Genomic DNA, 25,972 nt, shown 5'->3' on the forward strand with positions numbered 1-25,972 from the left:
TCCGCCGTGTCGATGGAGGCGCATTATAGGGAGTCGACTCAGGAAGACAAGCGGAAAAATGCATTTTTGTTTCAACCGCTCACCTTTTATCCATAACGCTTACTTTTGCTGCTTTTTTATCGCCAATGGCAGGTCAGCCAAGCTATTTATCACTAAATCAGCCGCATTTTCTGCTTCTGGCGTGACAGGCTTACCCGTGCGCACCAATACTTTGGTCCCAACGTTAGCAGCGGCTGCTGCCTGCATATCTTCTATTTTGTCGCCCACCATATAGGAAGCCGCCATATCTATGTGCAGGAACTCTTGCGCAGAGAGAAGCATTCCTGGATGCGGTTTACGACAGTCGCAAACTTGGCGGTACTCTTCTACCGTTCCCTGCGGGTGGTGAGGACAATAGTAGATGCCATCCAGATCAACATCACGATCGGCCAGCGACCAGTCCATCCACTCCGTCAGCGTTTCAAACTGCGCTTCAGTAAATTTACCGCGGGCAATACCCGACTGGTTAGTCACGACGATAAGTGCATAGCCCATCTGTTTAAGTTCACGCATGGCATCAATAACGCCGTCGATAAACTCGAACTCGTCGATCTCATGTACGTAACCGTGGTCCACATTAATGGTACCGTCACGGTCGAGAAAAATTGCAGGTACAGACTTTGCCACCTTTTATAGCTCCTGAATAAGGCATGTTGCTCTAGTATCGCATGTTTCGGCAGGCAAGAAAGTGCTCATCGTGCAAAGCCAGATTGATTTAGACGTCTGGATGCCTTAACATCCATCTTATTAACGACGTCGACCGTACCAGACAGACGAAAATGCCACGGCTAACTTAATTACGATAATAAATAACCCATGATTAAACTTTCGAATATCACCAAAGTGTTCCAGCAGGGGACGCGCACCATTCAGGCACTGAACAATGTCAGCCTGCATGTTCCTGCCGGACAGATTTATGGCGTTATTGGCGCCTCAGGTGCCGGTAAAAGTACGCTCATCCGCTGCGTTAACTTACTTGAACGCCCAACGGAGGGCAGTGTACAGGTCGGCGGTCAGGAGCTCACTACGCTTTCTGAATCCGAGCTGACCAAAGCTCGCCGTCAAATCGGCATGATTTTCCAGCACTTTAACCTGCTGTCTTCCCGCACGGTATTTGGTAACGTCGCGCTTCCACTGGAGCTGGACAACACCCCAAAAGAAGAGATCAAACGTCGCGTTACCGAGCTGCTGGATTTAGTGGGCCTTGGCGATAAGCACGACAGCTATGCCGCCAACCTTTCAGGCGGCCAGAAACAGCGTGTCGCCATTGCCCGAGCTCTGGCAAGCCAACCGAAGGTATTGCTGTGCGATGAGGCCACCAGCGCACTCGATCCGGCAACGACCCGTTCGATTCTGGAATTACTGAAAGACATTAACCGCCGTCTTGGGTTAACCATCCTGCTGATTACCCATGAGATGGACGTCGTAAAACGTATTTGCGACTGCGTGGCGGTTATCAGTAACGGTGAACTGATCGAGCAGGACACGGTGAGCGAAGTGTTTTCACATCCGAAAACGCCGCTGGCGCAGAAATTCATTCAATCCACGCTGCATCTGGATATTCCAGAAGATTATCAGGAACGCTTAAAAGCAGAACCAGAAGCCGATAGCGTCCCGATGCTGCGTATGGAGTTTACCGGCCACTCTGTCGATGCCCCACTGCTTTCCGAAATTGCTCGCCGCTTTAATGTGAACAACAACATTATCAGTGCGCAGATGGATTACGCCGGTGGCGTCAAGTTCGGCATCATGCTGACTGAAATGCACGGCGCACAAGAAGATACACAAGCGGCCATCAACTGGCTGCAGGAACACCATGTAAAAGTAGAGGTACTGGGTTATGTCTGAGCCAATGATGTGGCTGCTAGTTCGCGGCGTATGGGAAACGCTGGCAATGACCTTTGTGTCCGGTTTTTTTGGCTTTGTGATTGGCCTGCCCGTCGGCGTACTACTGTACGTCACGCGCCCGGGGCAAATCATCGAGAACGCGAAGCTCTATCGTACGCTGTCAGCGCTGGTCAATATTTTCCGCTCCATCCCATTCATTATACTGCTGGTATGGATGATTCCATTTACCCGCATGATTGTCGGCACCTCGATCGGTTTACAGGCCGCTATCGTCCCGCTGACCGTGGGTGCCGCACCGTTTATTGCCCGAATGGTAGAAAACGCGCTGCTGGAAATCCCGACCGGGCTGATTGAAGCCTCAAGAGCGATGGGCGCTACGCCGTTACAGATCGTGCGTAAAGTGTTACTACCAGAAGCGTTGCCAGGCCTGGTGAATGCGGCAACGATCACGCTGATTACCCTGGTCGGTTACTCAGCAATGGGCGGGGCCGTCGGTGCGGGCGGTCTTGGGCAGATTGGCTATCAATACGGTTACATTGGATACAACGCTACCGTGATGAATACAGTACTGGTATTACTTGTCGTTCTGGTTTATTTAATTCAGTTATCCGGCGATCGCATCGTCCGGGCGGTCACGCACAAGTAACGTTACACACAACACAGAAAAACTCATTAAGAAAAGGAAATAAGCATGGCGTTCAAATTCAAAACCTTTGCGGCAGTTGGAGCCCTGATCGGTTCTCTGGCACTTGTGGGTTGCGGTCAGGATGAAAAAGATCCAAACCACATCAAAGTGGGCGTTATTGTTGGCGCAGAGCAGCAGGTTGCCGAAGTCGCACAGAAAGTGGCGAAAGAAAAATACGGTCTGGACGTTGAACTGGTCACGTTCAACGATTACGTCCTGCCTAACGAAGCGCTGAGCAAAGGCGATATCGATGCCAATGCCTTCCAGCACAAACCATACCTGGATCAGCAGATCAAAGATCGCGGTTACAAACTGGTTGCTGCAGGCAATACGTTCGTCTACCCCATTGCTGGCTATTCCAAAAAAATCAAATCACTGGATGAACTGCAGGACGGTTCTCAGGTAGCGATTCCAAACGACCCGACTAACCTCGGCCGTTCCCTGCTGCTGCTGCAGAAAGTGGGCCTGATCAAACTGAAAGACGGCGTTGGCCTGCTGCCAACCGCGCTGGATGTGGTTGAAAACCCGAAAAACCTGAAGCTGGTAGAGCTGGAAGCACCACAGCTGCCGCGTTCACTGGACGACGCACAGATCGCGCTGGCGGTTATCAATACCACCTACGCCAGCCAGATCGGCCTGACCCCGGCAAAAGACGGTATCTTTGTTGAAGATAAAGACTCCCCGTACGTAAACCTGATCGTAACTCGCGAAGACAATAAAGATGCTGAGAATGTGAAGAAATTCGTTGAGGCTTATCAGTCTGACGAAGTTTACGAAGCGGCAAACAAAGTCTTCAATGGCGGCGCTGTTAAGGGCTGGTAATTTTAGGCTGTTTCCAGAATCTGTAATATCATCAGGACGGGCGCTTGCCCGTCTTGTCATTTATGCAAGCACCTGATTCAATATCTGACGTTTAGATCATTCATTGAGGAAATATTATGCGTGCTTTACCGATCTGTTTAGTAGCACTCATGTTGAGCGGCTGTTCTATGTTAAGCAGATCCCCTGTTGAACCCGTTCAAAGCACTACGACCCCGCCGAAAGTGGAGCCAGAAAAACCAAAAGCACCGCGTGCCACACCGGTAAGAATTATCACCAACGCTGAAGATCTGGTCGGTAAACCATTCCGCGATCTGGGTGAAGTCAGCGGTGAATCCTGCCAGGCATCAAACCAGGATTCTCCTCCAAGCATTCCAACCGCACGCAAACGCATGCAGATAAATGCCTCTAAAATGAAAGCGAATGCGGTATTGCTGCACAGCTGCGAAGTGACCAGCGGAACACCGGGTTGCTACCGTCAGGCGGTTTGCATTGGTTCTGCACTGAATATTTCGACGAAATGAGCCACTTTCAGTTCGAGCAAATAGGCGTTATACGCTCTCCCTATAAAGAAAAATTCGCCGTTCCACGCCAGCCTGGTCTGGTGAAAAGTGCCAACGGCGAACTGCATTTGCTCGCACCGTATAACCAGGCCGATACCGTTCGCGGCCTGGAAGCATTTAGCCATTTGTGGGTGATATTTGTTTTTCACCAGACAATGGAAGGTGGATGGCGGCCAACCGTGCGCCCTCCTCGACTTGGCGGCAACGCCAGAATGGGCGTCTTTGCCACACGTTCGACCTTTCGCCCTAACCCTGTCGGCATGTCGCTGGTCGAACTAAAAGGCATTGTCTGCCAGAAAGATAACGTTGTCCTACAACTGGGCAGTCTGGATCTGGTCGACGGAACTCCGGTGGTCGATATCAAGCCCTACCTGCCATTTGCTGAAGCACTACCCGATGCCACCGCCAGCTATGCACAGCATGCGCCAGTCGCGGAAATGGCGGTCGGTTTCACCCCTGAGGTTGAGCAACAATTTCTGATGCTGGAAAAACGTTATCCGCTGCTAAAAACATTTATTGGTGAAGTGCTGGCACAGGACCCGCGTCCTGCGTATCGTAAGGGTGAAGAGACAGGCAAAACGTACGCCGTCTGGCTACACGATTTCAACGTGCGCTGGCGCGTGACGGCAGAGGGTTTCGAAGTCTTTGCGCTCGAACCCCGGTAATTTCGCGCCCTTCTCTTTTGACATCCCTTTCTCGCTGGTAAACTAAACCACTTTTTTTGTGTCAGGCTCGCGTTGAGCCTGTTCGATCGTTCAACTGGAACCGTAACAACATGCGTACTAGCCAATATCTGCTCTCCACTCTGAAGGAGACACCTGCCGACGCCGAGGTTATCAGCCACCAGCTGATGCTGCGCGCCGGGATGATTCGCAAGCTGGCCTCCGGGTTATACACCTGGCTGCCGACCGGCGTGCGCGTCCTGAAAAAAGTCGAAAACATCGTGCGTGAAGAGATGAACAACGCCGGTGCTATCGAGGTGTTAATGCCGGTAGTTCAGCCTTCTGAACTGTGGGAAGAGAGCGGCCGTTGGGAACAGTACGGCCCGGAACTGCTGCGTATTGCTGACCGCGGCGATCGTCCATTCGTACTCGGCCCAACGCATGAAGAAGTGATCACCGACCTGATCCGTAACGAGCTCAGCTCCTACAAACAGCTGCCGCTGAACTTCTACCAGATCCAGACTAAATTCCGTGACGAAGTGCGTCCGCGTTTCGGCGTCATGCGCTCCCGTGAATTCCTGATGAAAGATGCGTACTCTTTCCATACGACTCAGGAATCTTTGCAAGAAACCTACGACGCAATGTATGCCGCGTACAGCAAGATCTTCAGCCGTATGGGTCTGGATTTCCGTGCGGTACAGGCTGACACCGGTTCTATCGGCGGTAGCGCTTCTCACGAATTCCAGGTTCTGGCGCAGAGCGGCGAAGATGACGTGGTGTTCTCTGACAGCTCCGACTTTGCTGCCAACATCGAATTTGCAGAAGCCGTAGCACCAAAAGAACCGCGCGGCGCCGCCACGCAGGAAATGACGCTGGTCGATACGCCAAACGCGAAAACCATCGCTGAGCTGGTTGAGCAGTTCAATCTACCGATCGAAAAAACCGTTAAAACGCTGCTAGTTAAAGCGGTCGAAGGCAGCAGCTACCCGCTGGTTGCGCTGCTGGTTCGTGGCGATCACGAACTGAACGAAGTCAAAGCAGAAAAACTGCCGCAGGTTGCCAGCCCACTGACCTTCGCCACCGAAGAAGAAATTCGTGCCGTAGTCAAAGCAGGTCCTGGCTCGCTCGGTCCAGTGAACATGCCAATCCCGGTAGTTATCGATCGTACCGTTGCGGTCATGAGCGACTTCGCAGCAGGTGCTAACATCGACGGTAAACACTATTTCGGTATTAACTGGGATCGTGATGTCGCCACGCCAGAAGTGGCTGACATCCGTAACGTCGTTGCTGGCGACCCGAGCCCGGACGGCAAAGGCACACTACTGATTAAACGCGGTATCGAAGTGGGTCACATCTTCCAGTTGGGTACCAAGTACTCTGAAGCAATGAAAGCTTCCGTTCAGGGCGAAGATGGTCGTAACCAGATTCTGACCATGGGCTGCTACGGTATCGGGGTGACTCGCGTTGTTGCTGCCGCTATTGAACAGAACTTTGACGATCGCGGCATTGTATGGCCGGACGCCATCGCACCGTTCCAGGTGGCGATTCTGCCGATGAACATGCACAAATCCTACCGCGTGCAGGAACTGGCTGAGAAGCTTTACGCAGAGCTGCGTGCGCAGGGTATCGAAGTGCTGATGGACGATCGTAAAGAGCGTCCAGGCGTGATGTTTGCCGATATGGAACTGATCGGTATTCCGCACACCATCGTGCTGGGCGACCGTAACCTCGATAACGATGATATCGAATACAAATACCGTCGTCACGGCGAGAAACAGCTGATTAAAACCGGCGACATCGTCGACTATCTGATTAAAGCCATTAAAGGCTGATACAGCAAAAGGCCCTGATCATCAGGGCCTTTTTTCAGAGATTAATTACACCCTTTACCGGGTATAAACTTCGCGTCTTTATCCGCCATCAGCGTTTTCACCTTCTCGCCCGTATCCGGGTTCGCCTCCTGCGTGAAATGCCCTTCAAGGGTCAACAAGACCGATTGGCCAGTTTCCGTGCGAGCAGCTAAATAGCCGCGTTCAAGCTGGGCATTATTTGCTACCGGCATACGCTTGCCCGTCGCACAGTCGGTAAAGACAGCCGCATCCGCCATGTAGAAATACATCCCACGCATCGGCATTGGCGTGACGGGCAAACTGGCTGACACCGGCTCAAGGGTATAGTTGAACTGCGATTCGATCGGATTACCTTCACGATCGAGCATTTCCAGCGCCTCACCTTTTGCCCGGTAGTAAGACTTCTCACCTTTGCTGTCGGTCAACACCAGCTTATCCGCCGTACGTGCCCAGGTGCCATAGGAGGCAAAGGAAGACGGTTCATCCCGTACGCCCTGATACCGTTCGTTCATCACCCAGGTCCCGTCTTTTTCCAGGAACAGCGAGGTTTCAATCCCTTCGCAGTCGGCGCAGGGCAAGATGCCACGCCAACTTTGCTGCATCGGTTTTAATTCTGCCGCCCGCGTCGACTGCAATGCTTCGACGTCAGTACGATTATTACAGCCGATCAAGGAAAAGAGCGTGCATACAGCGACCACTGACAATATTGCTGTTTTCACTATAAAATCCTTATGATTTTTTTATTCCTGTTCGTCAGTCCTGCGAACGACGAACTTTCCCGCGCAGCGCCTTCACGGTGGATTTTTGCGCCTTCGATGACAACCGGCGCTCTTTCGAGGCGCGCGTAGGACGCGTTGCCTGGCGGCTTTTTTGCACTGCGGTTAATTCTTTAATCAACGCCACCAGCCTGGCCAGAGCCGCTTCCCGGTTGAGTTCCTGACTGCGATATTCCTGCGCCTTAATGATGATGACACCGTCGGCAGTGATCAGATGATGACTGGCCGCCAGCAAGCGTTCCTTGTAATACTCTGGCAGGCCAGAGGCCCGAATGTCAAAGCGCAAATGGATGGCCGTCGAGGTCTTATTAACGTGCTGCCCACCCGCACCCTGTGCCCGGATAGCCGTGATTTCCAGCTCATTATCAGGGATAGAGACGTTTCGGGAGAGAACGATCATCAACGCTGCTGCCACGCGGTCAGATGAATTTCCAGATTGTTCTGAGAGTCTGACAACCAGATAGCCCCATCTTGGATGGTCGCCTGCAACGTCATAGTACGCCCGGCAAAGTCGCTCAGCTGCGCCAGCTGTTCGTCATCCAGATACCAGACAGTCAAATTTTTAAACTGTGCGCACTTATTCTGGTTTTGCTGCCACCAGATTTGCGCCGCCCGACTGTTATAGGTAAACAGAGCAACTTCCCCAGACTGAGTACAGGCCTTCTTAACCCGACGCTCATCCGGCAGGCCGAGTTCAATCCATAAATCAATGCCCAGATGATCGTTACGCAGCCATGCTTCTGGCTCATCTTCTGCGCTCAAGCCCCGCGTAAACTGTAACCGCTCATTGGCATATTTAATCCATGCCAACAGGCGCAGCATCATGCGTTCCTGGGTTTCAGAAGGGTGACGCGCCAGCGTCAATGCCGCGTCAAGAAACTGGTTGCGGTCAAGATCCGCCACGTTGACAACGGCTTTATAAATTGTCGCTTTAAGCGCCATGAGAGAACTCCTTTCGAATCAGGCGCACATTGTAGCGAAAACTACGCCAAAAGGCTGCTAACAGCTCTTCTATCAAGGCGCTGATATTGCTTGAATGAGTATGGTATAGTCACCTTGCTAAACAGAGTTTATCTTCGTAGGCTTAGACTTGCATCCACGGTTAAGTCAGAGTACTGACAGGAGGGCATGTGGAAAAATATTGTGAGTTAATACGCAAGCGGTACGCGGAAATCGCCAGCGGAGACTTAGGGTATGTCCCGGATGCGCTGGGTTGCGTATTGAAAGTGCTGAATGAAGTGGCGGAAGACAGCGCCCTTTCAGAGTCGGTCAGAGAAAAAGCGGCCTATGCTGCCGCGAACTTACTGGTGAGCGATTATGTCAATGAATGAAACGTATCAACCCATTAACTGTGATGATTACGACAATCTTGAGCTCGCCTGCCAGCACCATTTATTACTGACGCTGGCGCTGAAAGATGGCGAAGTGCTGCAGGCGAAAGCCAATGACCTGGTTTCACGCAAAAATGTGGAATATCTGGTTGCAGACGTCTCTGGAGAATCACGTGAGCTTCGTCTCGACAAGATTGCCAGCTTCAGCCACCCGGAAATCGGTACCGTGGTGGTTAGCGAATCCTGATTATTTTGTTGCCGGATGGCGGTGCAAGCACCTTATCCTGCCTACTTTCCATGCGATACGTAGGCCTGATAAGCGCAGCGCCATCAGGCATGCCATACCAGATTCACGCCTTCTTCCCCTTCCGCCAGTCCTTCCCGCGTAACAAAGACACCGGCTGCCGCAATCAGCGTTTCGCCGTAAAACAGTAACGGCGTGGTATCGCGTCGCCAGGGCGGAATTCCCTGCTCCTGCCATATTTTTTTGAGCTTACGCCCACCGTTACGCCCGACAATGTGTAATAACCCGGGCGCTTTAAAGCGAATACTGACCGGTTCACCCACGTGCGGCATACGTAATTTTCCCGTTGGGAGTAACTGTACGTCTCCCAGCCCGGCAGGCAGCGTCAGCGGTGTTTGCCAGCATGACCACGGGATGACAGTTTCACTTTGCCCGGTAACAGATTTCACCCACCACAGCTGTGACTGATAGCGGCGAATTTCATATTCGCCTACGCACAAGCACGGCGCAGCATCTTCCCGCGCCAGCACCACTTCCTGCCAGATTCGTGCCAGCGCATCCCGGGATGGCATCGGTGCATTCAGCCCTGCCAGCCAGCGACGAAGCAGCGCAGCACGTCGTACATCGCTCATCGTCATTAATGGCTCAACTAAAAGGGTGTCCTGCTCGGTGACACACTCCGCTAAATCATTGGCAAGTAACTCATCCAACAAACGTTCCTGCTCGGCACACAGCACCGCACTGCGGGCCGCCGCGTCAGCAAAGTGCGGCCAGCGCTGTTGCAGTTGCGGGATTATACGTAGCCGCAGAAAATTGCGATCGTAGGCATCATCCTGATTGCTTTCATCTTCAATCCAGCGTAGTCCATGCTCCAACGCCCAGCGTTCAAGCGCGTCACGCGTTTGCGCCAATAGCGGGCGAATAAGCTGGGTCCCAGCAAACGGTGAACTTTCCCCCATTGCAGAAAGCCCGGCCGGGCCGCTGCCGCGTTTGAGCGCCAGCAAAAAGGTTTCACACTGGTCATCAAGATGCTGGGCGGCCATCAGCACTTCACCCGGCAGCAGCGTCCGGGCAAAAGCCTGATAGCGCGCCCGCCGGGCCTGCGCCTCTATCCCCAGCCCGTCATCCTGAAGATGCACCCGTTCAACCACCAGCGGCACCTGCCATTGTGCACAAACCGATTCGCAGTGCGTCACCCATTCGTCTGCGTGCGGACTCAATCCATGGTGGATGTGGATAGCGCGTAGCACGACGTCGGGGTGTTGTTTTCGCCACAGCACCAGTTGGTGCAACAGCACGGTCGAGTCGAGGCCACCGCTAAAGGCCACCAGGATATGGGGAGATGTCAGAAGTGAAGTGTTTAGTGTGAGTGTCGTCATGATGAGTACTTACTAGGGTATTGCCCGGCACGTTACCGGGCTACCGTTACAATGACAAGCCTTACTGCTCGTATAATTCAAGCGGTAATCCATCCGGATCGTTGAAAAAAGTAAAACGTTTGCCGGTAAAGGGGTCGACACGTACTGCCTCACATTTCACATTATGATTTTCCAGATGGGCTATCGCCTTTTCCACATCATCCACGCTGAACGCCAGATGGCGTAACCCGCAGGCTTCCGGTCGACTGGGACGGCAAGGTGGAAATGGAAAAGAAAAAAGCTCAATCACGTACTGCCCGTTCAGCGCCAGATCGCCTTTCCAGGAGTCACGCTCTTCCCGGTAGAACTCGCTCATCAGCGTAAAGCCCAGCACGTCGCAGTAAAATGCCTTACTCACCGCGTAGTCCGTCGCAATAATGGCAATATGGTGAACCTGTTTTAATCCCAGCATAGCGTCTTAGCCTCTTTAGTTTTCTTTTCGCACGTTACTCGTCCGCGGTCGGTTCAGGCAAGCTGCGATGCCATTTTTAGGACTCTCACACGGTACACGCCGTCCTCACCCAGTTTAGCGCCATGAATATCCGTGTCGAATCCGGGATAATGATGGCCGACAGAACACAGCATCAACAGGAAATCGAGCACCGCCCGGCTGTCTTCGGTGATCATTTCCCCCGGCATCAGCAACGGTACGCCGGGAGGATAAGGCAGGATCATATTTGCAGAAATGCGCCCCACCAGTTGGTCAAGCGTCACCGTCTCCACCTCGCCTTTGATCTGCCGCTGCCAGGCCTGATGTGGCGTCATTTTCATTTCCGGTAGGGTGTCAAATGCCCGTAGCATTAGCCCGGAGAGATCGTGTTGGCGGATCAGATTATGGATCCCCTGTGCCAGATCCTGAATACGCATATTGCGATAGAAATCCGGATCTTCAGCATACAAATCTGGCAGCATATTCTTCACACGCAAATTCAGATCGTACGATCGTTTGAACTCTGTCAGCCCGCGCAGCAACCCCATCGCCCGGGTTTTATCAATGCCAATGCTGAACAAAAATAACAGATTATACGGACCCGTTTTCTCCACCACGACACCGCGTTCGTCGAGGAATTTCGCCACCAGCGCCGCCGGGATCCCTTCGTCACTCATGTTTCCCTGTTCATCCATCCCCGGTGTCAGAATAGTCACTTTCACCGGATCGAGGAACATGTGGTCGGCGTCGGCATCGGTAAACCCATGCCAGTCTTCACCCGGCGCTACGGGCCAGCATTCCGCTTCATCCACCTTTTCCGGCTGCCAGATATCAAAGAACCAGCCGTCCGATTCTTCCCGCAGTCGCTGTACTTCTTTGCGAAAATGCAGCGCACGCTCAACGGAGCGATTGATTAAGCGCTTGCCTGAGTTGCCGCGCAGCATTGCCGCCGCCGTTTCTATTGACGCGACAATCGGGTAGCTCGGCGACGTCGAGGTATGCATCATAAAGGCTTCATTAAAGGTCTCTTCATCGTAGTCACCTTTAATGTGGATCAGAGAGGCCTGCGACAGCGCCGCCAGCATCTTGTGGGTCGACTGGGTTTCAAAGATAACCTTACCAGGTACTCGTTCGCCGCTCATGCCGCTTTTCCCCTGATAGATCGGGTGAAAATGGGTGTAGGGCACCCAGGCCGAGTCAAAGTGAATAGACGGCACGTCCAACGTCTGTTTGATCCAGTTGGTGTTATACAGCAGACCGTCGTAGGTAGAGTTGGTGATCACCGCATGTACTGGCCACTGGGCCTGGGCGGTCTCTCCGACTTTGCGCTCAATACTCTCACGGGTAAATTCACGTTTAGGTATGCCGCCAAGAATACCCAGCGCATTACGCGTGGGCTTCAGCCAGATGGGTACCACGTCGCTCATCATCAGCAAATGCGCCAGTGATTTATGACAGTTACGATCGATCAGTAGCGTACTTCCAGTCGGGGCTGCATACATACCGACAATTTTATTCGACGTCGAGGTGCCATTCGTCACCATATAGCTCTGCTCTGCCCCAAAGGTGCGGGCGATATACTCTTCGGCCTCCAGGTGCGGGCCAGTATGGTCCAGCAGCGACCCCAGTTCGGTCACGGAAATGGAGACGTCGGCCTTGAGCGTATTGCCGCCAAAAAAGTCATAGAACAGGCAGCCCACTGGACTCTTTTGGTATGCCGTCCCCGCCATGTGCCCCGGCGTACAGAAGGTATACTTCCCTTCTTTCACGTAGGTGAACAACGCCTTGGTAAACGGCGGAGTGATGTTATCGAGGTATTCATTGGTGTACTGGCGAATACGGGTGGCAATATCGTCAGACTGGCCTAGAGCATACTCGAAAAACCACAGCGCCATGCGCAGGTCGTGTGCGCTGACATCCATCGTCGAATGGGTATTGATAAAGGCGTAAAGTGGCAGGTATTCGTTAAGCTGGTTGATATCGCTACACAGCTCCAGGCTGTACTCATCCCAGTCAAAAATGACGCCGCAAATTCGCGGGTTATGCTCAATAAATTTCAGCAGGTCGACGCTATTCTGCGGCCAGATAATCTGAAATCCCTGCTGCAGTAGTGCACGTTCAAGTTCCTTGATGGGCTCATCTTTATAAAAGACGCCATGCGGTCCCATGATGGCAATGATATTCATGCGTTCCTCCTGGAAAAACCTTAGTTAATCATAGCCTGGTCAAACCGCAGGTAAAAAAAAGGGCCACAGCGTTGTGGCCCTTTTCAGAATATATGCAGTTTACGCGTAACCGTAGCTCATCAGTCGCTGGTAACGGCGATTTTTCAGCTCTTCCGTACTTAACACATCGAGATCGGCCAGATCGGCCAGCAGCTGTGCTTTCAGCGACGCAGCCATGACTTCTGGATTACGATGCGCCCCGCCCAGCGGTTCCGGTACGATAGAATCGATCAGCTTCAGCTCTTTCAGACGCGGGGCAATAATGCCCATCGCTTCTGCCGCCAACGGCGCTTTGTCTGCGCTTTTCCACAGAATGGATGCACAGCCTTCCGGGGAGATAACAGAATAGGTGCTGTATTGCAGCATATTCACTTTATCGCCCACGCCGATCGCCAACGCGCCACCGGAGCCACCTTCGCCGATAACGGTGCAGATAACTGGTACGCTCAGACGTGACATTTCACGCAGGTTACGCGCAATCGCTTCAGACTGACCGCGTTCTTCCGCACCCACGCCCGGATAAGCCCCAGGGGTGTCAATGAAGGTAATGATCGGCATCTTGAAACGTTCGGCCATTTCCATCAGGCGCAGCGCTTTGCGATAGCCTTCCGGTGCTGGCATGCCGAAGTTACGACGAATTTTTTCTTTGGTCTCGCGGCCTTTCTGATGACCAATGATCATCACTGGACGACCATCAAGACGCGCGATGCCGCCGACGATAGCTTTATCATCCGCGTAGGCACGATCGCCCGCCAGCTCATCAAATTCATCAAACGCCAGGCGGACGTAATCCAGGGTGTACGGACGCTGTGGATGGCGAGCCAGCTGGGCTACCTGCCATGCGCCAAGATCGGCAAAGATTTTGCGCGTCAGTTCTACGCTTTTTTCACGCAGGCGATGCACTTCTTCATCGATGTTAATATCCAGTTTCTCATCCTGACGGCTCACCGCAGTCAGAGAATCGATTTTTGCTTCCAGCTCTGCAATCGGCTGTTCAAAATCAAGGAAATTCAGACTCATAGTATTCCTGTATTAGTCAAACTCCAGTTCCACCTGCTCCGAACCAATAAGGCCACGGAGATCGTTCAGTAAACGATCGCTCGGAGAGACACGCCACGTTGCGCCAAAACGCAACCGCGCACGTGCATCCGCCCTCTGATAGTAGAGATGTACTGGAATTGTCCCCGAGCGGTGGGGTTCCAGAGACTGACGGAGTCGGTTTAAAAGCTGGTCATCAATTTGCCTGTCCGTCAGCGAGATAGCAAGCCCGCGAGCGTATTTTTCCCGGGCTTCGTCAATATCCATGACTTCACGGGCCATCATTTTAAGCCCACCGCTGAAGTCATCAAAGCTGACCTGTCCGCTGACGATAAGTATGCGGTCTTTTTCCAGCAAATGCTGGTATTTATCCAGGGCATCGGTAAATAACATCACTTCCAGACGCCCGGAACGGTCATCCAGCGTGCAGATGCCGATACGATTGCCGCGCTTGGTGACCATTACCCGCGCAGCAATGACGAGCCCCGCAGCCGTGGTAACTTTACCACGTTCTGTCGGATGCATGTCTTTCAGCCTGTGGCCTCCGACATAGCGCTCAATTTCTTTTAAATACTGGTTGATGGGGTGTCCCGTCAGGTAAAGCCCTAACGTTTCACGCTCACCATCTAATACCACCTGCTCCGGCCACGGCGTGCAGTTGGCATAGGATTGTTCAATCTGTTCCGGCTCTTCGGCCAGAACGCCAAACATATCGGCCTGACCGATGGCTTCGGCTTTTGCGTGCTGATCGGCGGCTTTAAGCGCGTCGTTCAGCGAATTCATCAGTGCGGCGCGATGCGGGCCAAGGCGGTCAAACGCCCCGGACATGATCAGTTTTTCCAGCACCCGGCGGTTTAGCTTTTTGATATCCGTACGGGCACAGAGATCGAACAGCTCGCGGAAATAGCCACCTTTGTTACGCGCTTCAATAATAGCTTCAATGGGGCCTTCACCCACGCCTTTTATCGCGCCGATGCCATACACAATCTCGCCATCATCATTTACGTGGAAATGATACAGCCCGGAGTTGATATCCGGCGGCAGGATTTTCAGCCCCATACGCCAGCATTCATCCACCAGCCCGACCACTTTCTCAGTGTTATCCATATCGGCGGTCATTACCGCGGCCATAAACTCGGCGGGGTAATGCGTTTTCAACCATAGCGTCTGGTAAGACACCAACGCATAGGCTGCGGAGTGCGATTTGTTAAACCCGTACCCGGCGAATTTCTCCACCAGGTCAAAGATTTTGATCGCCAGCTCACCGTCTACGCCGCGCTTTCTCGCCCCTTCTTCAAAGGTGCCGCGCTGCTTGGCCATTTCTTCCGGCTTTTTCTTACCCATCGCACGGCGCAGCATATCCGCGCCGCCAAGAGTATAACCAGACAGTTCCTGGGCAATCTGCATGACCTGTTCCTGATACAGGATAATGCCGTACGTCGGCTCCAGAACAGGTTTCAGGCACTCATGCTGCCATTGTACATCCGGGTAGGATATCTCTTCTCGCCCGTGCTTGCGGTCGATAAAGTTATCTACCATTCCCGACTGCAGTGGGCCAGGGCGGAACAACGCCACCAGGGCTATCATATCTTCGAAGCAGTCAGGCTGCAGGCGTTTGATCAGATCCTTCATGCCGCGAGATTCAAGCTGGAAGACGGCGGTTGTCTCCGAGCGCTGCAGCATATCAAAACATTTTTTATCGTCGAGCGGGATGGCGGCGATGTCAATCGGCTCCAGTCCCTGCTTTGCCCGACGTGGGTTGATCATTTTCAGCGCCCAGTCAATGATCGTCAGCGTACGCAGACCCAGGAAGTCAAACTTAACCAACCCGGCGTATTCCACGTCGTTTTTATCAAACTGAGTGACCGGATGAAGACCTTCTTCATCACAATAGAGCGGAGCAAAGTCGGTAATTTTAGTGGGCGCAATAACCACGCCGCCCGCATGCTTACCGGCATTACGCGTGACGCCTTCCAGCTTACGCGCCATGTCGATCAGCGCCCTGACCTCTTCGTCCGCCTCGTAGATTTCTGGCAACTGCGGCTCTGCCTCAAAGGCTTTTGCCAGCGTCATCCCCGGATCGGGTGGCACCAGTTTAGAAATCCTGTCGACAAACCCGTACGGATGCCCCAGTACGCGGCCCACGTCGCGGATAACCGCTTTTGCGGCCATCGTACCGAAGGTAATAATCTGTGATACCGCGTCACGACCATACATTTCCGCCACGTGTTCAATCACCTGGTCGCGTTTCTCCATACAGAAGTCAACGTCGAAGTCAGGCATCGAGACACGTTCCGGGTTAAGGAAACGTTCGAACAGCAGGTCAAATTCCAGCGGATCGAGATCGGTAATTTTTAGCGCATAGGCCACCAGTGAGCCGGCACCGGAACCACGGCCAGGTCCGACCGGCACGCCGTTGTCTTTCGACCACTGGATAAACTCCATGACGATCAGGAAGTAGCCCGGGAACCCCATCTGGTTGATAACCTGAAGTTCAATGTCCAGGCGTTCGTCGTAAGGTGGGCGCTTCTCTTTGCGTTCGGCTTCATCCGGGAACAAAAACGCCAGACGCTCTTCCAGACCTTCTTTCGATTTTTTAACCAGATAGTCTTCGGTGGTCATATCTCCGGTCGGGAACTGCGGCAGGAAGTATTCACCCAGACGCACCGTCACGTTACAGCGCTTGGCTATCTCGACGGTATTTTGCAGCGCTTCCGGAATGTCGGAAAACAGCTCGCACATCTCTTCTTCGCTGCGCATATACTGCTGCGGCGAATAGTTGCGCGGACGTTTCGGATCATCGAGTGTGAAACCATCATGGATCGCCACGCGGATCTCATGCGCGTCAAAATCTCCGGTTTCAAGGAAGCGAACATCGTTGGTCGCCACCACCGGCAGACCCCGCGTTTCGGCCAGCGCCACTGCGGCATGCAAATAATTCTCTTCGTCCTGCCTGCCGGTACGGATCAGTTCCAGAAAATAACAATCGGGGAAATGTTCTTCATAAAACGTGACGCACTCATCAACCAGCGCGCTGTTACCGCGTAGCAAGCTCCGTCCGACGTCGCCCATGCGACCACCGGAAAGTAAAATTAAGCCTTCTTTTAAATCAAGCAACCAGTCTCTGTCGATGACCGGTCCTTCGGATCCATAGCCACGTTGATAGGCTTTTGATATCAACAACGTCAGATTCTGATAGCCCGTATTATTGGCCGCCAGCACCGTTAGTTGCGTCAACTCGTCGCCAAACTGCTCGCTACGGACATGAAAATCAGCACCAACAATCGGTTTAATGCCCGCACCGTGACCCGCTCCGTAAAACTTCACCAAACCACACAGGTTGGTAAAATCGGTGATCGCCAGTGCAGGCATGCCCAACGCGGCCGCCTTTTTCACCAGCGGCCCCGTTTTTGCCAACCCATCAATCATGGAGTAGTCGCTGTGCACCCGCAGGTGGACGAAACGTGGTTCAGACATCTTCAGATTCCGGTTTACTTATTCTTGCCACAAGAATCAGGACGTGAGTCCCAGTGCGCGTTTAACAGGGCCAAAGCTGCGACGGTGGTGTTCTGTCGCGCCATGCTCTATAAGCGCCGCCAGATGAAAAGCTGTTGGGTAGCCTTTGTGCTGCGCAAAGCCGTACTGCGGGAAAACCGTATCCAGCGTCGCCATCTCCGCATCGCGGGTGACTTTCGCCAAAATAGACGCTGCGCTGATTTCCGCCACGCGACTGTCCCCTTTCACCACCGCCATCGACGGCATCGGCAATACCGGGCAACGATTACCGTCAATTAGCACGTATTCAGGCGTAATGTGCAAACCGGCCACCGCGCGCTGCATGGCCAGCATGGTGGCATGCAGAATATTCAGCTCGTCGATTTCATGTGGTTCCGCCCGTCCCAGGCTCCAGCTTAACGCTTTTTCTTTGATTTCATCGTAAAGCGCCAGACGACGCTTTTCAGAGAGTTTTTTGGAGTCGTTCAGACCGACTATCGGACGCGCTGGATCAAGAATAACAGCAGCTGTCACCACAGCCCCGACCAAAGGGCCTCGTCCTACTTCATCCACACCCGCCACTAAATGCGTATGTGGATAAACAAATTCAATCATTGTGCTAACTCCAGGACTGCATCCGCCGCCTGCTCATCAGCATTACAACGGATCTGCTGGTGCAGGTCGCGGAACGTATCGTGCATCGCATGGCTGGTTTTGCCATTCGCCAGCAACGGCTGCAGCGCTTTCGCCAACGCCTGCGGTTCGCATTCATCCTGCAACAGCTCTTTGACTAATTCTCTTCCCGCCAGCAGGTTCGGCAACGAAACATAATCGGTTTTCACCAGACGTTTCGCCAGCCAGAACGTGAAGGGTTTCATACGGTAGCCGACAACCATAGGGCACTTCGCCAACATACACTCCAGCGCTGCCGTGCCTGAAGCCAGCAGCGCTGCATCGCTGGCAACCATCGCTTCGCGTCCCATCCCATCAAGCAGATGTACGGAAAGTTCCGGTGCTACCTCAGCTTTAATGCGCTCAAACTGTTCTCGTCGTTTGGCATTCACCAGCGGCACGACCACTTCGAGATCGGGATACTGCTGGCGTAGCAACTGTGCTGTTTTCAGAAAATCAGCGCTAAGCATCTCCACTTCAGCGCCCCGGCTTCCTGGCAATAGTGCCAGGCAGTGCGCATCATGGGGAATACCCAGCACGTCGCGAGCCGCGTTTTTATCCGGATCCAACGGCATGGCGTCCGCCATGGTGTGGCCGATAAAGCGGCACGGGACATTAAATTTGTCATAAAACGCTTTTTCGAAAGGCAGAAAGGCCAGCACCATATTGGTGGATCTGCCTATTTTGAAAACGCGTTTCTGTCGCCATGCCCACACGGAAGGGCTGACGTAATGAATGGTTTTAATGCCCTGTTTTTTCAAGTTCCCTTCAAGGGTAATATTAAAATCAGGTGCATCAATGCCAACGAAAACGTCCGGCTTGAGATCGGTAAAACGACGAGTTAGATCGGCGCGAATATGCAGTAAACGGCGCAGGCGTCCGAGCACTTCAACAATGCCCATTACCGCCAACTCTTCCATTTCGTACCATGCTTCACAGCCTTCGGCCTGCATCAGCGGACCTGCCACGCCAACAAAACGGGCATTGGGTACACGCGCCTTGAGTGCGCGAATTAATCCTGCACCAAGAATATCGCCGGAGGTTTCTCCGGCGACGAGGGCAATCGTTAATGGACGCTGCTCAGTCATTAACGAATCAGGCCACGCGTTGAGCGTTCAAAGAAATCACTGAAAGCCTGAACATCCGGGTACTGCTTCGCCAGCTCGGCGATTTCCGGCTTCACTTCTTCCAGAGTTTTACCACTGCGATACAACGCTTTATAGGCGTTACGGATCGCGGTAATCGCTTCACGGGTGAACCCGCGACGCTTCAGACCTTCGATGTTGACGCCAAATGGCGTGGCATGATTACCTTGGGCGATAACGTACGGCGGAACGTCCTGAGCAACACCAGAACAACCACCAACCATCACATGTGCGCCGATGATGCAGAACTGATGCACCGCCGTCATCCCGCCGATGATAACGAAATCATCCAACGAAACGTGTCCGGCAAGCGTGGCGTTATTCGCCAGAATACAGCGATTACCAATCGTACAATCATGCGCAACGTGCGCGTTGATCATCAGTAAGTTATCGCTGCCCACCTTCGTCAACCCACCGCCTTGCACTGTGCCACGATGAATGGTGACGCTTTCGCGGATGCGGTTGCGATCGCCAATTTCCACGCGGGTCGGTTCGCCAGCATACTTCAGATCCTGGTTTACTTCGCCGATGGAGGCAAACTGATAGATCTCGTTATCGCGACCAATTTTAGTATGGCCATTCACGACAACGTGAGACTTCAGTACGGTACCCTCACCAATTTCAACGTGGGGTCCAACAATACAAAAAGGTCCAATGTGGGCATTGGCACCAATACTGGCGCCCTCTTCCACAATGGCGGTCGGGTGAATAAAGGCGGATTTATCAATCACGTATTAGGCCTCCCGGCTACGGGCACACATCATCGTTGCTTCGCACACAACTTTACCGTCAACCAGTGCAACCCCTTTAAAACGGGTCAGGCCACGGCGCGTTTTTTCGAAAGTGACTTCCATGATCATCTGATCGCCAGGTACGACAGGACGCTTGAAGCGTGCTTCATCGATACCAGCGAAATAATACAGCTCCCCTGGCTCCAGTTTTCCTACGCTTTTAAACGCCAGAATACCCGTTGCCTGGGCCATTGCTTCCAGAATCAGCACGCCAGGGAAAATCGGTTTACCCGGGAAGTGGCCCTGGAAGAAAGGCTCGTTAACGGATACATTTTTCACTGCGCGCAGAAAACGACCTTCTTCAAAATCCAGCACACGATCAACCAGCAAAAACGGAAAACGGTGCGGCAGAAGTTCTAAAATCTCTTCAATTTGCAGAGTATGAGTGTTAGTAGTCAAAATACTCTTCCTGTCAAAATATACTAAAAGGCAATAATAACACGGCCTGTCGCAATCGTATGAATGGGACAGGCCGAAAAGTCAGACGTGCAAAAAAGGTACTTTAGTCTTGTTGATTAACCTTGCGCTCAATTGCTTTGAGGCGCTTGCTCATATCATCAATATTCATCACCAGTGCAGCTGTTTTACGCCATACCTTGTTGGGCTGTAGCGGAATGCCTGAGGAATAGACGCCTGGTTCGGTGATAGGACGCATCACCATACCCATACCAGTGACCGTGACTTTGTCGCATATTTCCATATGCCCATTGATCACACTGGCGCCGCCAATCATGCAGTAACGGCCAATCTTCAGGCTGCCCGCCATAATGACGCCACCGGCTACCGCCGTATTGTCGCCAATCACAACGTTATGCGCAATCTGGCACTGGTTATCAATGATAACACCATTGCCGATCACGGTATCGTCCAGAGCGCCACGATCGATGGTCGTGCAAGCGCCGATCTCGACACGATCGCCAATAATTACGCGACCGAGCTGTGGGATCTTCACCCAATTACCACGATCGTTCGCATAGCCAAAGCCGTCAGATCCGACAACGGTGCTGGACTGGATCAGGCAATGTTCACCGATCTGGATATCGTGATAAATCGTCACATTCGCCCACAAGCGTGAACCTGCGCCGATTTTTGTGTTTTTTCCGACGAAACAGCCTGCACCGATAACCACGTTATCGCCCAGTTCTACGCCAGACTCGATGACCGCATTTGCGCCAACAGAGACATTGCTACCCAGCTTTGCCGTCGCATCAATCACTGCACTGGGTGCAATGTTCTGTGCTGGCTGAGGCGTGGTATCTAAAATTTGCGCCATTCGTGCATAGGTCAGGTAGGGGTTCTTCACTACTAGCGCAGCACTCTTAGCAAAAGGAAGATCGTCCTGCGTCATCACAACGGCAGAAGCCTGGCACAGGCTTAAATGCTCACGGTACTTAGGATTCACCATGAACGTAATATTGCCAGTTTGCGCAGATTGCATGGACGCTACGCCGGTGATGACGATATCGCCATCACCGTGTAATTCTGCATCCAACTGCTCTGCTAAATCAGCCAGTCGAATTGAAGGCATTACTTATTTAACCTGTTTCAGTACGTCAGCGGTGATGTCTTTAACATCGCTGCTGTTGTAAGCAACGGTGTTTGCGTCAACGACCAGATCGATGCTCTGGCTGCTAGCGACAGATTTCACGGCTGTCTGGATACGCGTAACCAGTTTGCCACGTTCTTCGTTGGAACGACGTGCACGATCCTGCTCAAAAGCTTGCGCTTTCTGAGAGAAAGTCTGGCGCTGAGCCATAACGTCTTTTTCCAGCTTAGTACGATCGCTACCTGCTTTCATGGATTGCAGACGCTGCATTTTAGATTGCAGATCGGATTCCATGCGCTGCAGTTCGCTGGCGCGGCCTTTGAACTCGTTTTCCAGCGTATTAGAAACACCAGTCTTCTGTGCAACCTGTTGGAACAGGCTACCCATATTGACGATTGCAATTTTGTCAGCAGCCTGTGCGGACGTTGCCATCGCTAAACCGAGACCTGCAGCTAATAACCACTTTTTCACAATAAACTCCTTACCATCCCATTTGCACCCGAAGGTACAGTTCTTTGCGTGGCCAGGCGACCCCATGCAGGATCGCCTAAAGTCATCGCTACACTACCACTACATTCCTTTGCGCAGAACAATTACCAGGTTTTACCAATGTTAAACTGGAACTGTTCTGATTTGTCTCCATCGTACTTTTTGAACGGCTGGGCGTAGGAGAAGACCAACGGCCCTAATGGGGACATCCATTGTAACGCGATACCCGCAGACATACGGATATTGTTCGGATCGCTGTAGTCTGGATAGCCAGAATACTTCGCAGAATCCCAGTTGGTATCCCAGACGGTACCCATATCCCAGAAGAAGGAGGTACGGACCGAGTTAGCATACTTGTCGCTAATAAACGGCGTTGGGGTAATAAACTCCAGGCTGGCGACAGCCATGGCGTTACCGCCCACTGCATCGTCTGATTTACACGGTGACGTATTGGTGGTGTCACATTCGTTGTCATAATCGTCATCATCATTATAACGATTTGCTGGTAAATAGACGGCTTTTGGACCAATGGTGTTGGACTGGAAGCCACGCACGGTGCTGGAGCCACCGGCATAGAAGTTCTCATAGAACGGCATTTCTTTGCCGCTTAATCCATCACCATAACCCCACTTAGTACGACCCAGAACAACCCATTTATGGTCGTCATCAATCGGTACGTAGGTCGCGGTATCCAACGTCGCTTTGTAGTATTCGTTATCAGAACCCGGAACGGTGACTTTACCGTTCAGGTTAATACGCGTACCTTCCGTTGGGAAATAGCCACGGTCCAGCTTGTTATACGTCCAACCGTAGTTGAAGGTGAAATCGTCTGATTTGAAGCTATCCGCATCAGGATCTTCACCCATGGAAACCAGATAACGTTGCATTGCAACCTGTGGATCCATGTTAGACAAGGAGTTATGCACGTAACCCAGGCCCGCACGCAACGTGTTGTATTCGTTGATCGGGAAGCCCAGTGTGACGTCTGTACCATAACTTTTGTTGGTGTAGTCAGACAGGTCTGCGTCATCCGCTTCAAAGTCGTTATAGAAGACGCGGCCACCAAGGCTCACACCATCCACGGTGAAGTACGGGTTGGTCACAGACAATTCAGTATAGGTCTGGTAATCGTTTTTGGTGCCGTTAATACCAACAGAATACCCGGTACCTAACCAGTTATCCTGCTGAACGCCCGCCTGGAAGCTCACGCCGCTTTCGGTACCGTACCCGACGCCGAAGTTAAAGCTACCGGTGTTACGTTCTTTCACCTTGTAGACCACATCAACCTGATCCGGACTGCCCGGAATACGCTGAGTATCGGTGTCGACTGTTTCGAAATAGCCCAGACGATTCAGACGCTCTTTACCCTGATCGACCAGATCGCTACCCAGCCAGGCACCTTCCATCTGGCGCATTTCACGACGCAGGACGGAGTCTTTAGAGGTATCGTTACCTTCAAAGCGGATCTTACGCACATAGAAACGGTTACCCGCATCCACGTTTACGCGCAATTTAACCGTCTTATCGGCATCGTTGATTTCAGGCTGCGACTGTACGCGCGGGTAGGCATAACCATAGCGACCCAGAAGCTTCTTGATATCATCTTCCATTTTGGTCACTTTGGTGCCGTTATAGAGTTCACCCGGTTCGATTTTCGTCAGGCTCTCAATTTCGGCAGAGTGTCCAGCCAGGTTACCGCTCACCTGTACCCCAGAAAGCTTGTACTGCTCGCCTTCAGTAATGTTGACGGTGATGTAGATACCTTTCTTATCCGGCGTCAGGCTGACCTGCGTGGAGTCGATATTGAAGCGAGCATAGCCGCGATCCAGATAGTAACTACGCAGGGTTTCAAGGTCGCCCGCCAGTTTCTGTTTCTGGTATTTACGATCGCCCACCACGTTCCACCACGGCACTTCATCGCGCAGTTGGAAGTGAGAGATCAATTCGTCGGTTGTAAAGGCATGGTTACCGACGATATTGATCTGTTGGATCTTCGCCGAGACACCTTCCTGGAACACCAGTTTGAGGTCAACGCGGTTACGCGGCAACGGCGTCACCACCGCTTTCACACTGGCGCTGTACTTACCGACGCTATAGTAAAAATCTTCCAGGCCTTTTTCGATATCGGCAAGCGTGGTGCGATCGAGAGACTCGCCAACACGCACGCCAGACGCCTCGAGGTTTTGCTTCAGCATGTCATCTTTAACCGATTTGTTACCGGAGAAAGTGATGCTGGCAATCGTCGGGCGTTCTTTTACCTGAACCAGAAGGGTATCACCATCGCGCAGGACGCGGACATCCTCAAAGTTACCGGTGGCGAACAGAGCACGAATGGTATTACTGATATCTTCATCATTAACCGTGTCGCCTGTGCGCACCGGCATACTGAGGAGAGCCGCACCAACGGCGACTCGCTGTAGGCCTTCGAAATGAATGTCCTTCACGACGAACCCTTCAGCACCGTATACGGTGGCGCTGCTAAACAGCAGCGACGCTATGAGCAACTTTTTCATCGCCATCGTTATTATGCGTTCTTCCTAACACTCTCTTACAACCGAGAGAAATCATTGAAAAGTGCAAGCCCCATTAACAACACTAGCAAAATCGAGCCAATGCGATAACTAAAGTCTTGAACCCGCTCGGATACCGGACCGCCCTTCAGCTTTTCAATCGCCAGGAACAGCAGATGCCCCCCGTCAAGAACGGGCAACGGAAACAGGTTAATTATCCCTAAGTTCACGCTGATAAGCGCAAGGAACATCAGGTAATAAATCCCCCCGAACTCCGCTGACATCCCAGCCCCCTGGGCGATAGAAATCGGCCCACTGAGGTTGTTCAGTTTCACATCACCGGTAATCAATTTTCCCAGCATACTGACCGTCAACTTCATCAACTGCCACGTTTTATCCGAGGCTTCGAGGATGGCGCCGAATGGTCCATACTGGCGTACAGTCTTATACTCATCAGGCAGAGGAATAATTTTAGGCACGACACCCGCAAATCCCTCTTCCTGACCGTTACCCGGTTTTGAGTCCGGAGTTAACGTCAAAGACAAGGAACTCCCCTGCCTTTCAATTTCTAGCGCTAACGGCTTATTCGGATTATCACGCACCAGCGTCACGAACGTCATCCATTGCGTGAGCGGCTGACCATTGACTTTAACGATCCTGTCGCCAGCTTGCAAACCCGCCTTACTTGCTGCGGAGTTAACCTGTACTTCTGACAGCACCGGTTCAATCTGCGGACCGCGTGGACGAATCCCTAAACTCGTAACGGGATCCTGTTTGTCTGGCTCAAATGCCCATTGGCGCAAATCCAGCGTTTTGTCCTGTCGCTGGTTGCTGCCAAACGGCGCCACGCTAAGAATGGTCTGCTCATCGCCAATTTTAGCGACCAGCTGCAATCTCACGGTATCCCAATCAGGGGTTTCGATACCATCAACCGCTTTTAGTTCCGTACCTGGCTGAATTTGCGCCTGTGCGGCAATCGAGTTGGGTGTTATTTCACCCACAACCGGACGAACACCAGGGACGCCGATGATAAACACCAGCCAGTAAGCAAAAATAGCGAAAAGGAAGTTTGCAATCGGACCTGCGGCAATAATGGCCGCACGCTGCCCAACCGTTTTGTTGTTGAACGCGTGGTGGCGCAGTTCCGGCACCACCGGTTCTGCACGCTCATCCAGCATTTTGACGTAGCCGCCGAGAGGGATCAGGGCGATGACGTATTCGGTACCCAATCTATCAGTGCGCCGCCACAGCGCCTTTCCAAAACCAATGGAAAAACGCTCAACGCGAACACCACAGCGCCGGGCAACCCAGAAATGACCAAATTCATGCACGGTGATAAGCACACCGAGTGCGACGATGAATGCAGCCAGATTCCAGAGAATACTCAGCATAAGAC

25 protein-coding genes are annotated in these 25,972 nt (G+C 52.5%); 8 read left to right on the forward strand and 17 right to left on the reverse strand.

What is annotated here, in order from left to right:
• Positions 1-99: 99 nt before the first annotated feature.
• Positions 100-666, reverse strand: coding sequence for a D-glycero-beta-D-manno-heptose 1,7-bisphosphate 7-phosphatase (gene gmhB, locus FDX01_RS09490; protein ID WP_115259377.1), 567 nt, complete (start codon positions 664-666; stop codon positions 100-102).
• A gap of 189 nt (positions 667-855) precedes the next feature.
• On the opposite strand from gmhB, the gene metN reads away from it, so the two are divergent.
• From metN to proS, 6 genes are all read left to right on the forward strand, one after another.
• Complete coding sequence (gene metN / locus FDX01_RS09495; RefSeq protein ID WP_096758214.1) at positions 856-1,887, forward strand: methionine ABC transporter ATP-binding protein MetN; 1,032 nt, start codon at positions 856-858, stop codon at positions 1,885-1,887.
• On the forward strand, positions 1,880-2,533 hold the full coding sequence (locus tag FDX01_RS09500) for a methionine ABC transporter permease MetI (protein WP_003018471.1): 654 nt from the start codon (positions 1,880-1,882) through the stop codon (positions 2,531-2,533). The genes metN and FDX01_RS09500 overlap by 8 nt, the downstream gene beginning before the upstream one ends.
• Before the next feature lie 45 nt (positions 2,534-2,578).
• Entirely contained in the window at positions 2,579-3,394 is an 816-nt protein-coding gene (gene metQ, locus FDX01_RS09505; RefSeq protein WP_096758215.1) for a methionine ABC transporter substrate-binding lipoprotein MetQ, read from the forward strand.
• A 116-nt stretch (positions 3,395-3,510) separates the two neighbouring features.
• Complete coding sequence (gene rcsF, locus FDX01_RS09510) at positions 3,511-3,915, forward strand: Rcs stress response system protein RcsF (protein WP_096758216.1); 405 nt, start codon at positions 3,511-3,513, stop codon at positions 3,913-3,915.
• Positions 3,912-4,619, forward strand: a complete 708-nt coding sequence (gene tsaA, locus FDX01_RS09515) for a tRNA (N6-threonylcarbamoyladenosine(37)-N6)-methyltransferase TrmO (protein WP_137399686.1) — start codon at positions 3,912-3,914, stop codon at positions 4,617-4,619. Before rcsF ends, tsaA begins: the two co-directional genes overlap by 4 nt.
• Positions 4,620-4,729: 110 nt before the next feature.
• Entirely contained in the window at positions 4,730-6,448 is a 1,719-nt protein-coding gene (gene proS / locus FDX01_RS09520) for a proline--tRNA ligase (RefSeq protein WP_137399687.1), read from the forward strand.
• A 41-nt stretch (positions 6,449-6,489) separates the two neighbouring features.
• Here proS and nlpE read toward each other — a convergent pair whose 3' ends face one another.
• From nlpE to FDX01_RS09535, 3 genes are read right to left on the reverse strand one after another with little or no spacing between them, the layout of a single operon-like run.
• The gene (gene nlpE, locus FDX01_RS09525; protein WP_115259383.1) at positions 6,490-7,188 is read right to left on the reverse strand and encodes an envelope stress response activation lipoprotein NlpE; all 699 of its coding nucleotides are present in this window, start codon (positions 7,186-7,188) and stop codon (positions 6,490-6,492) included.
• A 31-nt stretch (positions 7,189-7,219) separates the two neighbouring features.
• Complete coding sequence (gene arfB / locus FDX01_RS09530) at positions 7,220-7,642, reverse strand: alternative ribosome rescue aminoacyl-tRNA hydrolase ArfB (protein WP_096758220.1); 423 nt, start codon at positions 7,640-7,642, stop codon at positions 7,220-7,222.
• Positions 7,642-8,184: a YaeQ family protein gene (locus tag FDX01_RS09535; protein ID WP_137399688.1), complete on the reverse strand. Its 543-nt coding sequence runs from the start codon at positions 8,182-8,184 to the stop codon at positions 7,642-7,644. Before FDX01_RS09535 ends, arfB begins: the two co-directional genes overlap by 1 nt.
• Before the next feature lie 188 nt (positions 8,185-8,372).
• On the opposite strand from FDX01_RS09535, the gene FDX01_RS09540 reads away from it, so the two are divergent.
• Positions 8,373-8,573 (forward strand): YaeP family protein, encoded by a 201-nt coding sequence (locus FDX01_RS09540; RefSeq protein WP_096758222.1) that lies wholly within the window; start codon positions 8,373-8,375, stop codon positions 8,571-8,573.
• Positions 8,560-8,820 (forward strand): Rho-binding antiterminator, encoded by a 261-nt coding sequence (rof, locus tag FDX01_RS09545; RefSeq protein ID WP_096758223.1) that lies wholly within the window; start codon positions 8,560-8,562, stop codon positions 8,818-8,820. Before FDX01_RS09540 ends, rof begins: the two co-directional genes overlap by 14 nt.
• 83 nt (positions 8,821-8,903) lie before the next feature.
• On the opposite strand, the gene tilS is transcribed toward rof, so the two are convergent.
• The 13 genes from tilS to rseP form a co-directional block, all read right to left on the reverse strand.
• A complete protein-coding gene (tilS, locus tag FDX01_RS09555; protein WP_137399689.1) occupies positions 8,904-10,196 on the reverse strand; it encodes a tRNA lysidine(34) synthetase TilS in 1,293 nt (430 codons plus the stop codon).
• 61 nt (positions 10,197-10,257) lie between these two features.
• Positions 10,258-10,647: a VOC family protein gene (locus FDX01_RS09560; RefSeq protein WP_137399690.1), complete on the reverse strand. Its 390-nt coding sequence runs from the start codon at positions 10,645-10,647 to the stop codon at positions 10,258-10,260.
• A 53-nt stretch (positions 10,648-10,700) separates the two neighbouring features.
• The gene (ldcC, locus tag FDX01_RS09565) at positions 10,701-12,851 is read right to left on the reverse strand and encodes a lysine decarboxylase LdcC (protein ID WP_137361973.1); all 2,151 of its coding nucleotides are present in this window, start codon (positions 12,849-12,851) and stop codon (positions 10,701-10,703) included.
• Between the two features lie 99 nt (positions 12,852-12,950).
• Positions 12,951-13,910, reverse strand: coding sequence for an acetyl-CoA carboxylase carboxyl transferase subunit alpha (gene accA, locus FDX01_RS09570; RefSeq protein ID WP_096758227.1), 960 nt, complete (start codon positions 13,908-13,910; stop codon positions 12,951-12,953).
• Between the two features lie 12 nt (positions 13,911-13,922).
• Positions 13,923-17,405 carry a DNA polymerase III subunit alpha gene (dnaE, locus tag FDX01_RS09575; RefSeq protein ID WP_096758228.1) on the reverse strand — a complete coding sequence of 1,161 codons (3,483 nt, stop codon included), beginning with the start codon at positions 17,403-17,405 and terminating at the stop codon, positions 13,923-13,925.
• A 36-nt stretch (positions 17,406-17,441) separates the two neighbouring features.
• Positions 17,442-18,038 carry a ribonuclease HII gene (rnhB, locus tag FDX01_RS09580; protein WP_115259391.1) on the reverse strand — a complete coding sequence of 199 codons (597 nt, stop codon included), beginning with the start codon at positions 18,036-18,038 and terminating at the stop codon, positions 17,442-17,444.
• The gene (gene lpxB / locus FDX01_RS09585) at positions 18,035-19,183 is read right to left on the reverse strand and encodes a lipid-A-disaccharide synthase (protein WP_096758230.1); all 1,149 of its coding nucleotides are present in this window, start codon (positions 19,181-19,183) and stop codon (positions 18,035-18,037) included. Before lpxB ends, rnhB begins: the two co-directional genes overlap by 4 nt.
• Positions 19,183-19,971, reverse strand: a complete 789-nt coding sequence (gene lpxA / locus FDX01_RS09590) for an acyl-ACP--UDP-N-acetylglucosamine O-acyltransferase (protein WP_096758231.1) — start codon at positions 19,969-19,971, stop codon at positions 19,183-19,185. The genes lpxB and lpxA overlap by 1 nt, the downstream gene beginning before the upstream one ends.
• Positions 19,972-19,974: 3 nt before the next feature.
• A complete protein-coding gene (gene fabZ / locus FDX01_RS09595; RefSeq protein WP_000210739.1) occupies positions 19,975-20,430 on the reverse strand; it encodes a 3-hydroxyacyl-ACP dehydratase FabZ in 456 nt (151 codons plus the stop codon).
• A gap of 103 nt (positions 20,431-20,533) precedes the next feature.
• A complete protein-coding gene (gene lpxD, locus FDX01_RS09600; RefSeq protein WP_115259393.1) occupies positions 20,534-21,559 on the reverse strand; it encodes a UDP-3-O-(3-hydroxymyristoyl)glucosamine N-acyltransferase in 1,026 nt (341 codons plus the stop codon).
• Between the two features lie 3 nt (positions 21,560-21,562).
• Positions 21,563-22,048, reverse strand: coding sequence for a molecular chaperone Skp (gene skp / locus FDX01_RS09605; RefSeq protein ID WP_115259395.1), 486 nt, complete (start codon positions 22,046-22,048; stop codon positions 21,563-21,565).
• A gap of 122 nt (positions 22,049-22,170) precedes the next feature.
• Complete coding sequence (gene bamA, locus FDX01_RS09610; protein WP_137399691.1) at positions 22,171-24,585, reverse strand: outer membrane protein assembly factor BamA; 2,415 nt, start codon at positions 24,583-24,585, stop codon at positions 22,171-22,173.
• Between the two features lie 29 nt (positions 24,586-24,614).
• The gene (gene rseP, locus FDX01_RS09615; RefSeq protein ID WP_096758235.1) at positions 24,615-25,967 is read right to left on the reverse strand and encodes a sigma E protease regulator RseP; all 1,353 of its coding nucleotides are present in this window, start codon (positions 25,965-25,967) and stop codon (positions 24,615-24,617) included.
• Between the last annotated feature and the right edge of the window lie 5 nt (positions 25,968-25,972).

Source organism: Citrobacter sp. wls613, from assembly GCF_005281195.1.
Lineage (GTDB): Bacteria > Pseudomonadota > Gammaproteobacteria > Enterobacterales > Enterobacteriaceae > Citrobacter > Citrobacter gillenii.

Bases quoted from the DNA above. Each gene is read 5' to 3' on its own strand.
- rof (WP_096758223.1), top strand. From the start codon at position 8,560: ATGTCAATGAATGAAACGTATCAACCCATTAACTGTGATGATTACGAC.
- FDX01_RS09560 (WP_137399690.1), bottom strand. From the start codon at position 10,647: ATGCTGGGATTAAAACAGGTTCACCATATTGCCATTATTGCGACGGAC.
- rnhB (WP_115259391.1), bottom strand. From the start codon at position 18,038: ATGATTGAATTTGTTTATCCACATACGCATTTAGTGGCGGGTGTGGAT.
- bamA (WP_137399691.1), bottom strand. From the start codon at position 24,585: ATGGCGATGAAAAAGTTGCTCATAGCGTCGCTGCTGTTTAGCAGCGCC.
- proS (WP_137399687.1), top strand. From the start codon at position 4,730: ATGCGTACTAGCCAATATCTGCTCTCCACTCTGAAGGAGACACCTGCC.
- accA (WP_096758227.1), bottom strand. From the start codon at position 13,910: ATGAGTCTGAATTTCCTTGATTTTGAACAGCCGATTGCAGAGCTGGAA.
- FDX01_RS09535 (WP_137399688.1), bottom strand. From the start codon at position 8,184: ATGGCGCTTAAAGCGACAATTTATAAAGCCGTTGTCAACGTGGCGGAT.
- FDX01_RS09500 (WP_003018471.1), top strand. From the start codon at position 1,880: ATGTCTGAGCCAATGATGTGGCTGCTAGTTCGCGGCGTATGGGAAACG.
- dnaE (WP_096758228.1), bottom strand. From the start codon at position 17,405: ATGTCTGAACCACGTTTCGTCCACCTGCGGGTGCACAGCGACTACTCC.
- metN (WP_096758214.1), top strand. From the start codon at position 856: ATGATTAAACTTTCGAATATCACCAAAGTGTTCCAGCAGGGGACGCGC.
- arfB (WP_096758220.1), bottom strand. From the start codon at position 7,642: ATGATCGTTCTCTCCCGAAACGTCTCTATCCCTGATAATGAGCTGGAA.
- tsaA (WP_137399686.1), top strand. From the start codon at position 3,912: ATGAGCCACTTTCAGTTCGAGCAAATAGGCGTTATACGCTCTCCCTAT.
- rseP (WP_096758235.1), bottom strand. From the start codon at position 25,967: ATGCTGAGTATTCTCTGGAATCTGGCTGCATTCATCGTCGCACTCGGT.
- metQ (WP_096758215.1), top strand. From the start codon at position 2,579: ATGGCGTTCAAATTCAAAACCTTTGCGGCAGTTGGAGCCCTGATCGGT.
- lpxB (WP_096758230.1), bottom strand. From the start codon at position 19,183: ATGACTGAGCAGCGTCCATTAACGATTGCCCTCGTCGCCGGAGAAACC.
- lpxD (WP_115259393.1), bottom strand. From the start codon at position 21,559: ATGCCTTCAATTCGACTGGCTGATTTAGCAGAGCAGTTGGATGCAGAA.
- ldcC (WP_137361973.1), bottom strand. From the start codon at position 12,851: ATGAATATCATTGCCATCATGGGACCGCATGGCGTCTTTTATAAAGAT.
- rcsF (WP_096758216.1), top strand. From the start codon at position 3,511: ATGCGTGCTTTACCGATCTGTTTAGTAGCACTCATGTTGAGCGGCTGT.
- tilS (WP_137399689.1), bottom strand. From the start codon at position 10,196: ATGACGACACTCACACTAAACACTTCACTTCTGACATCTCCCCATATC.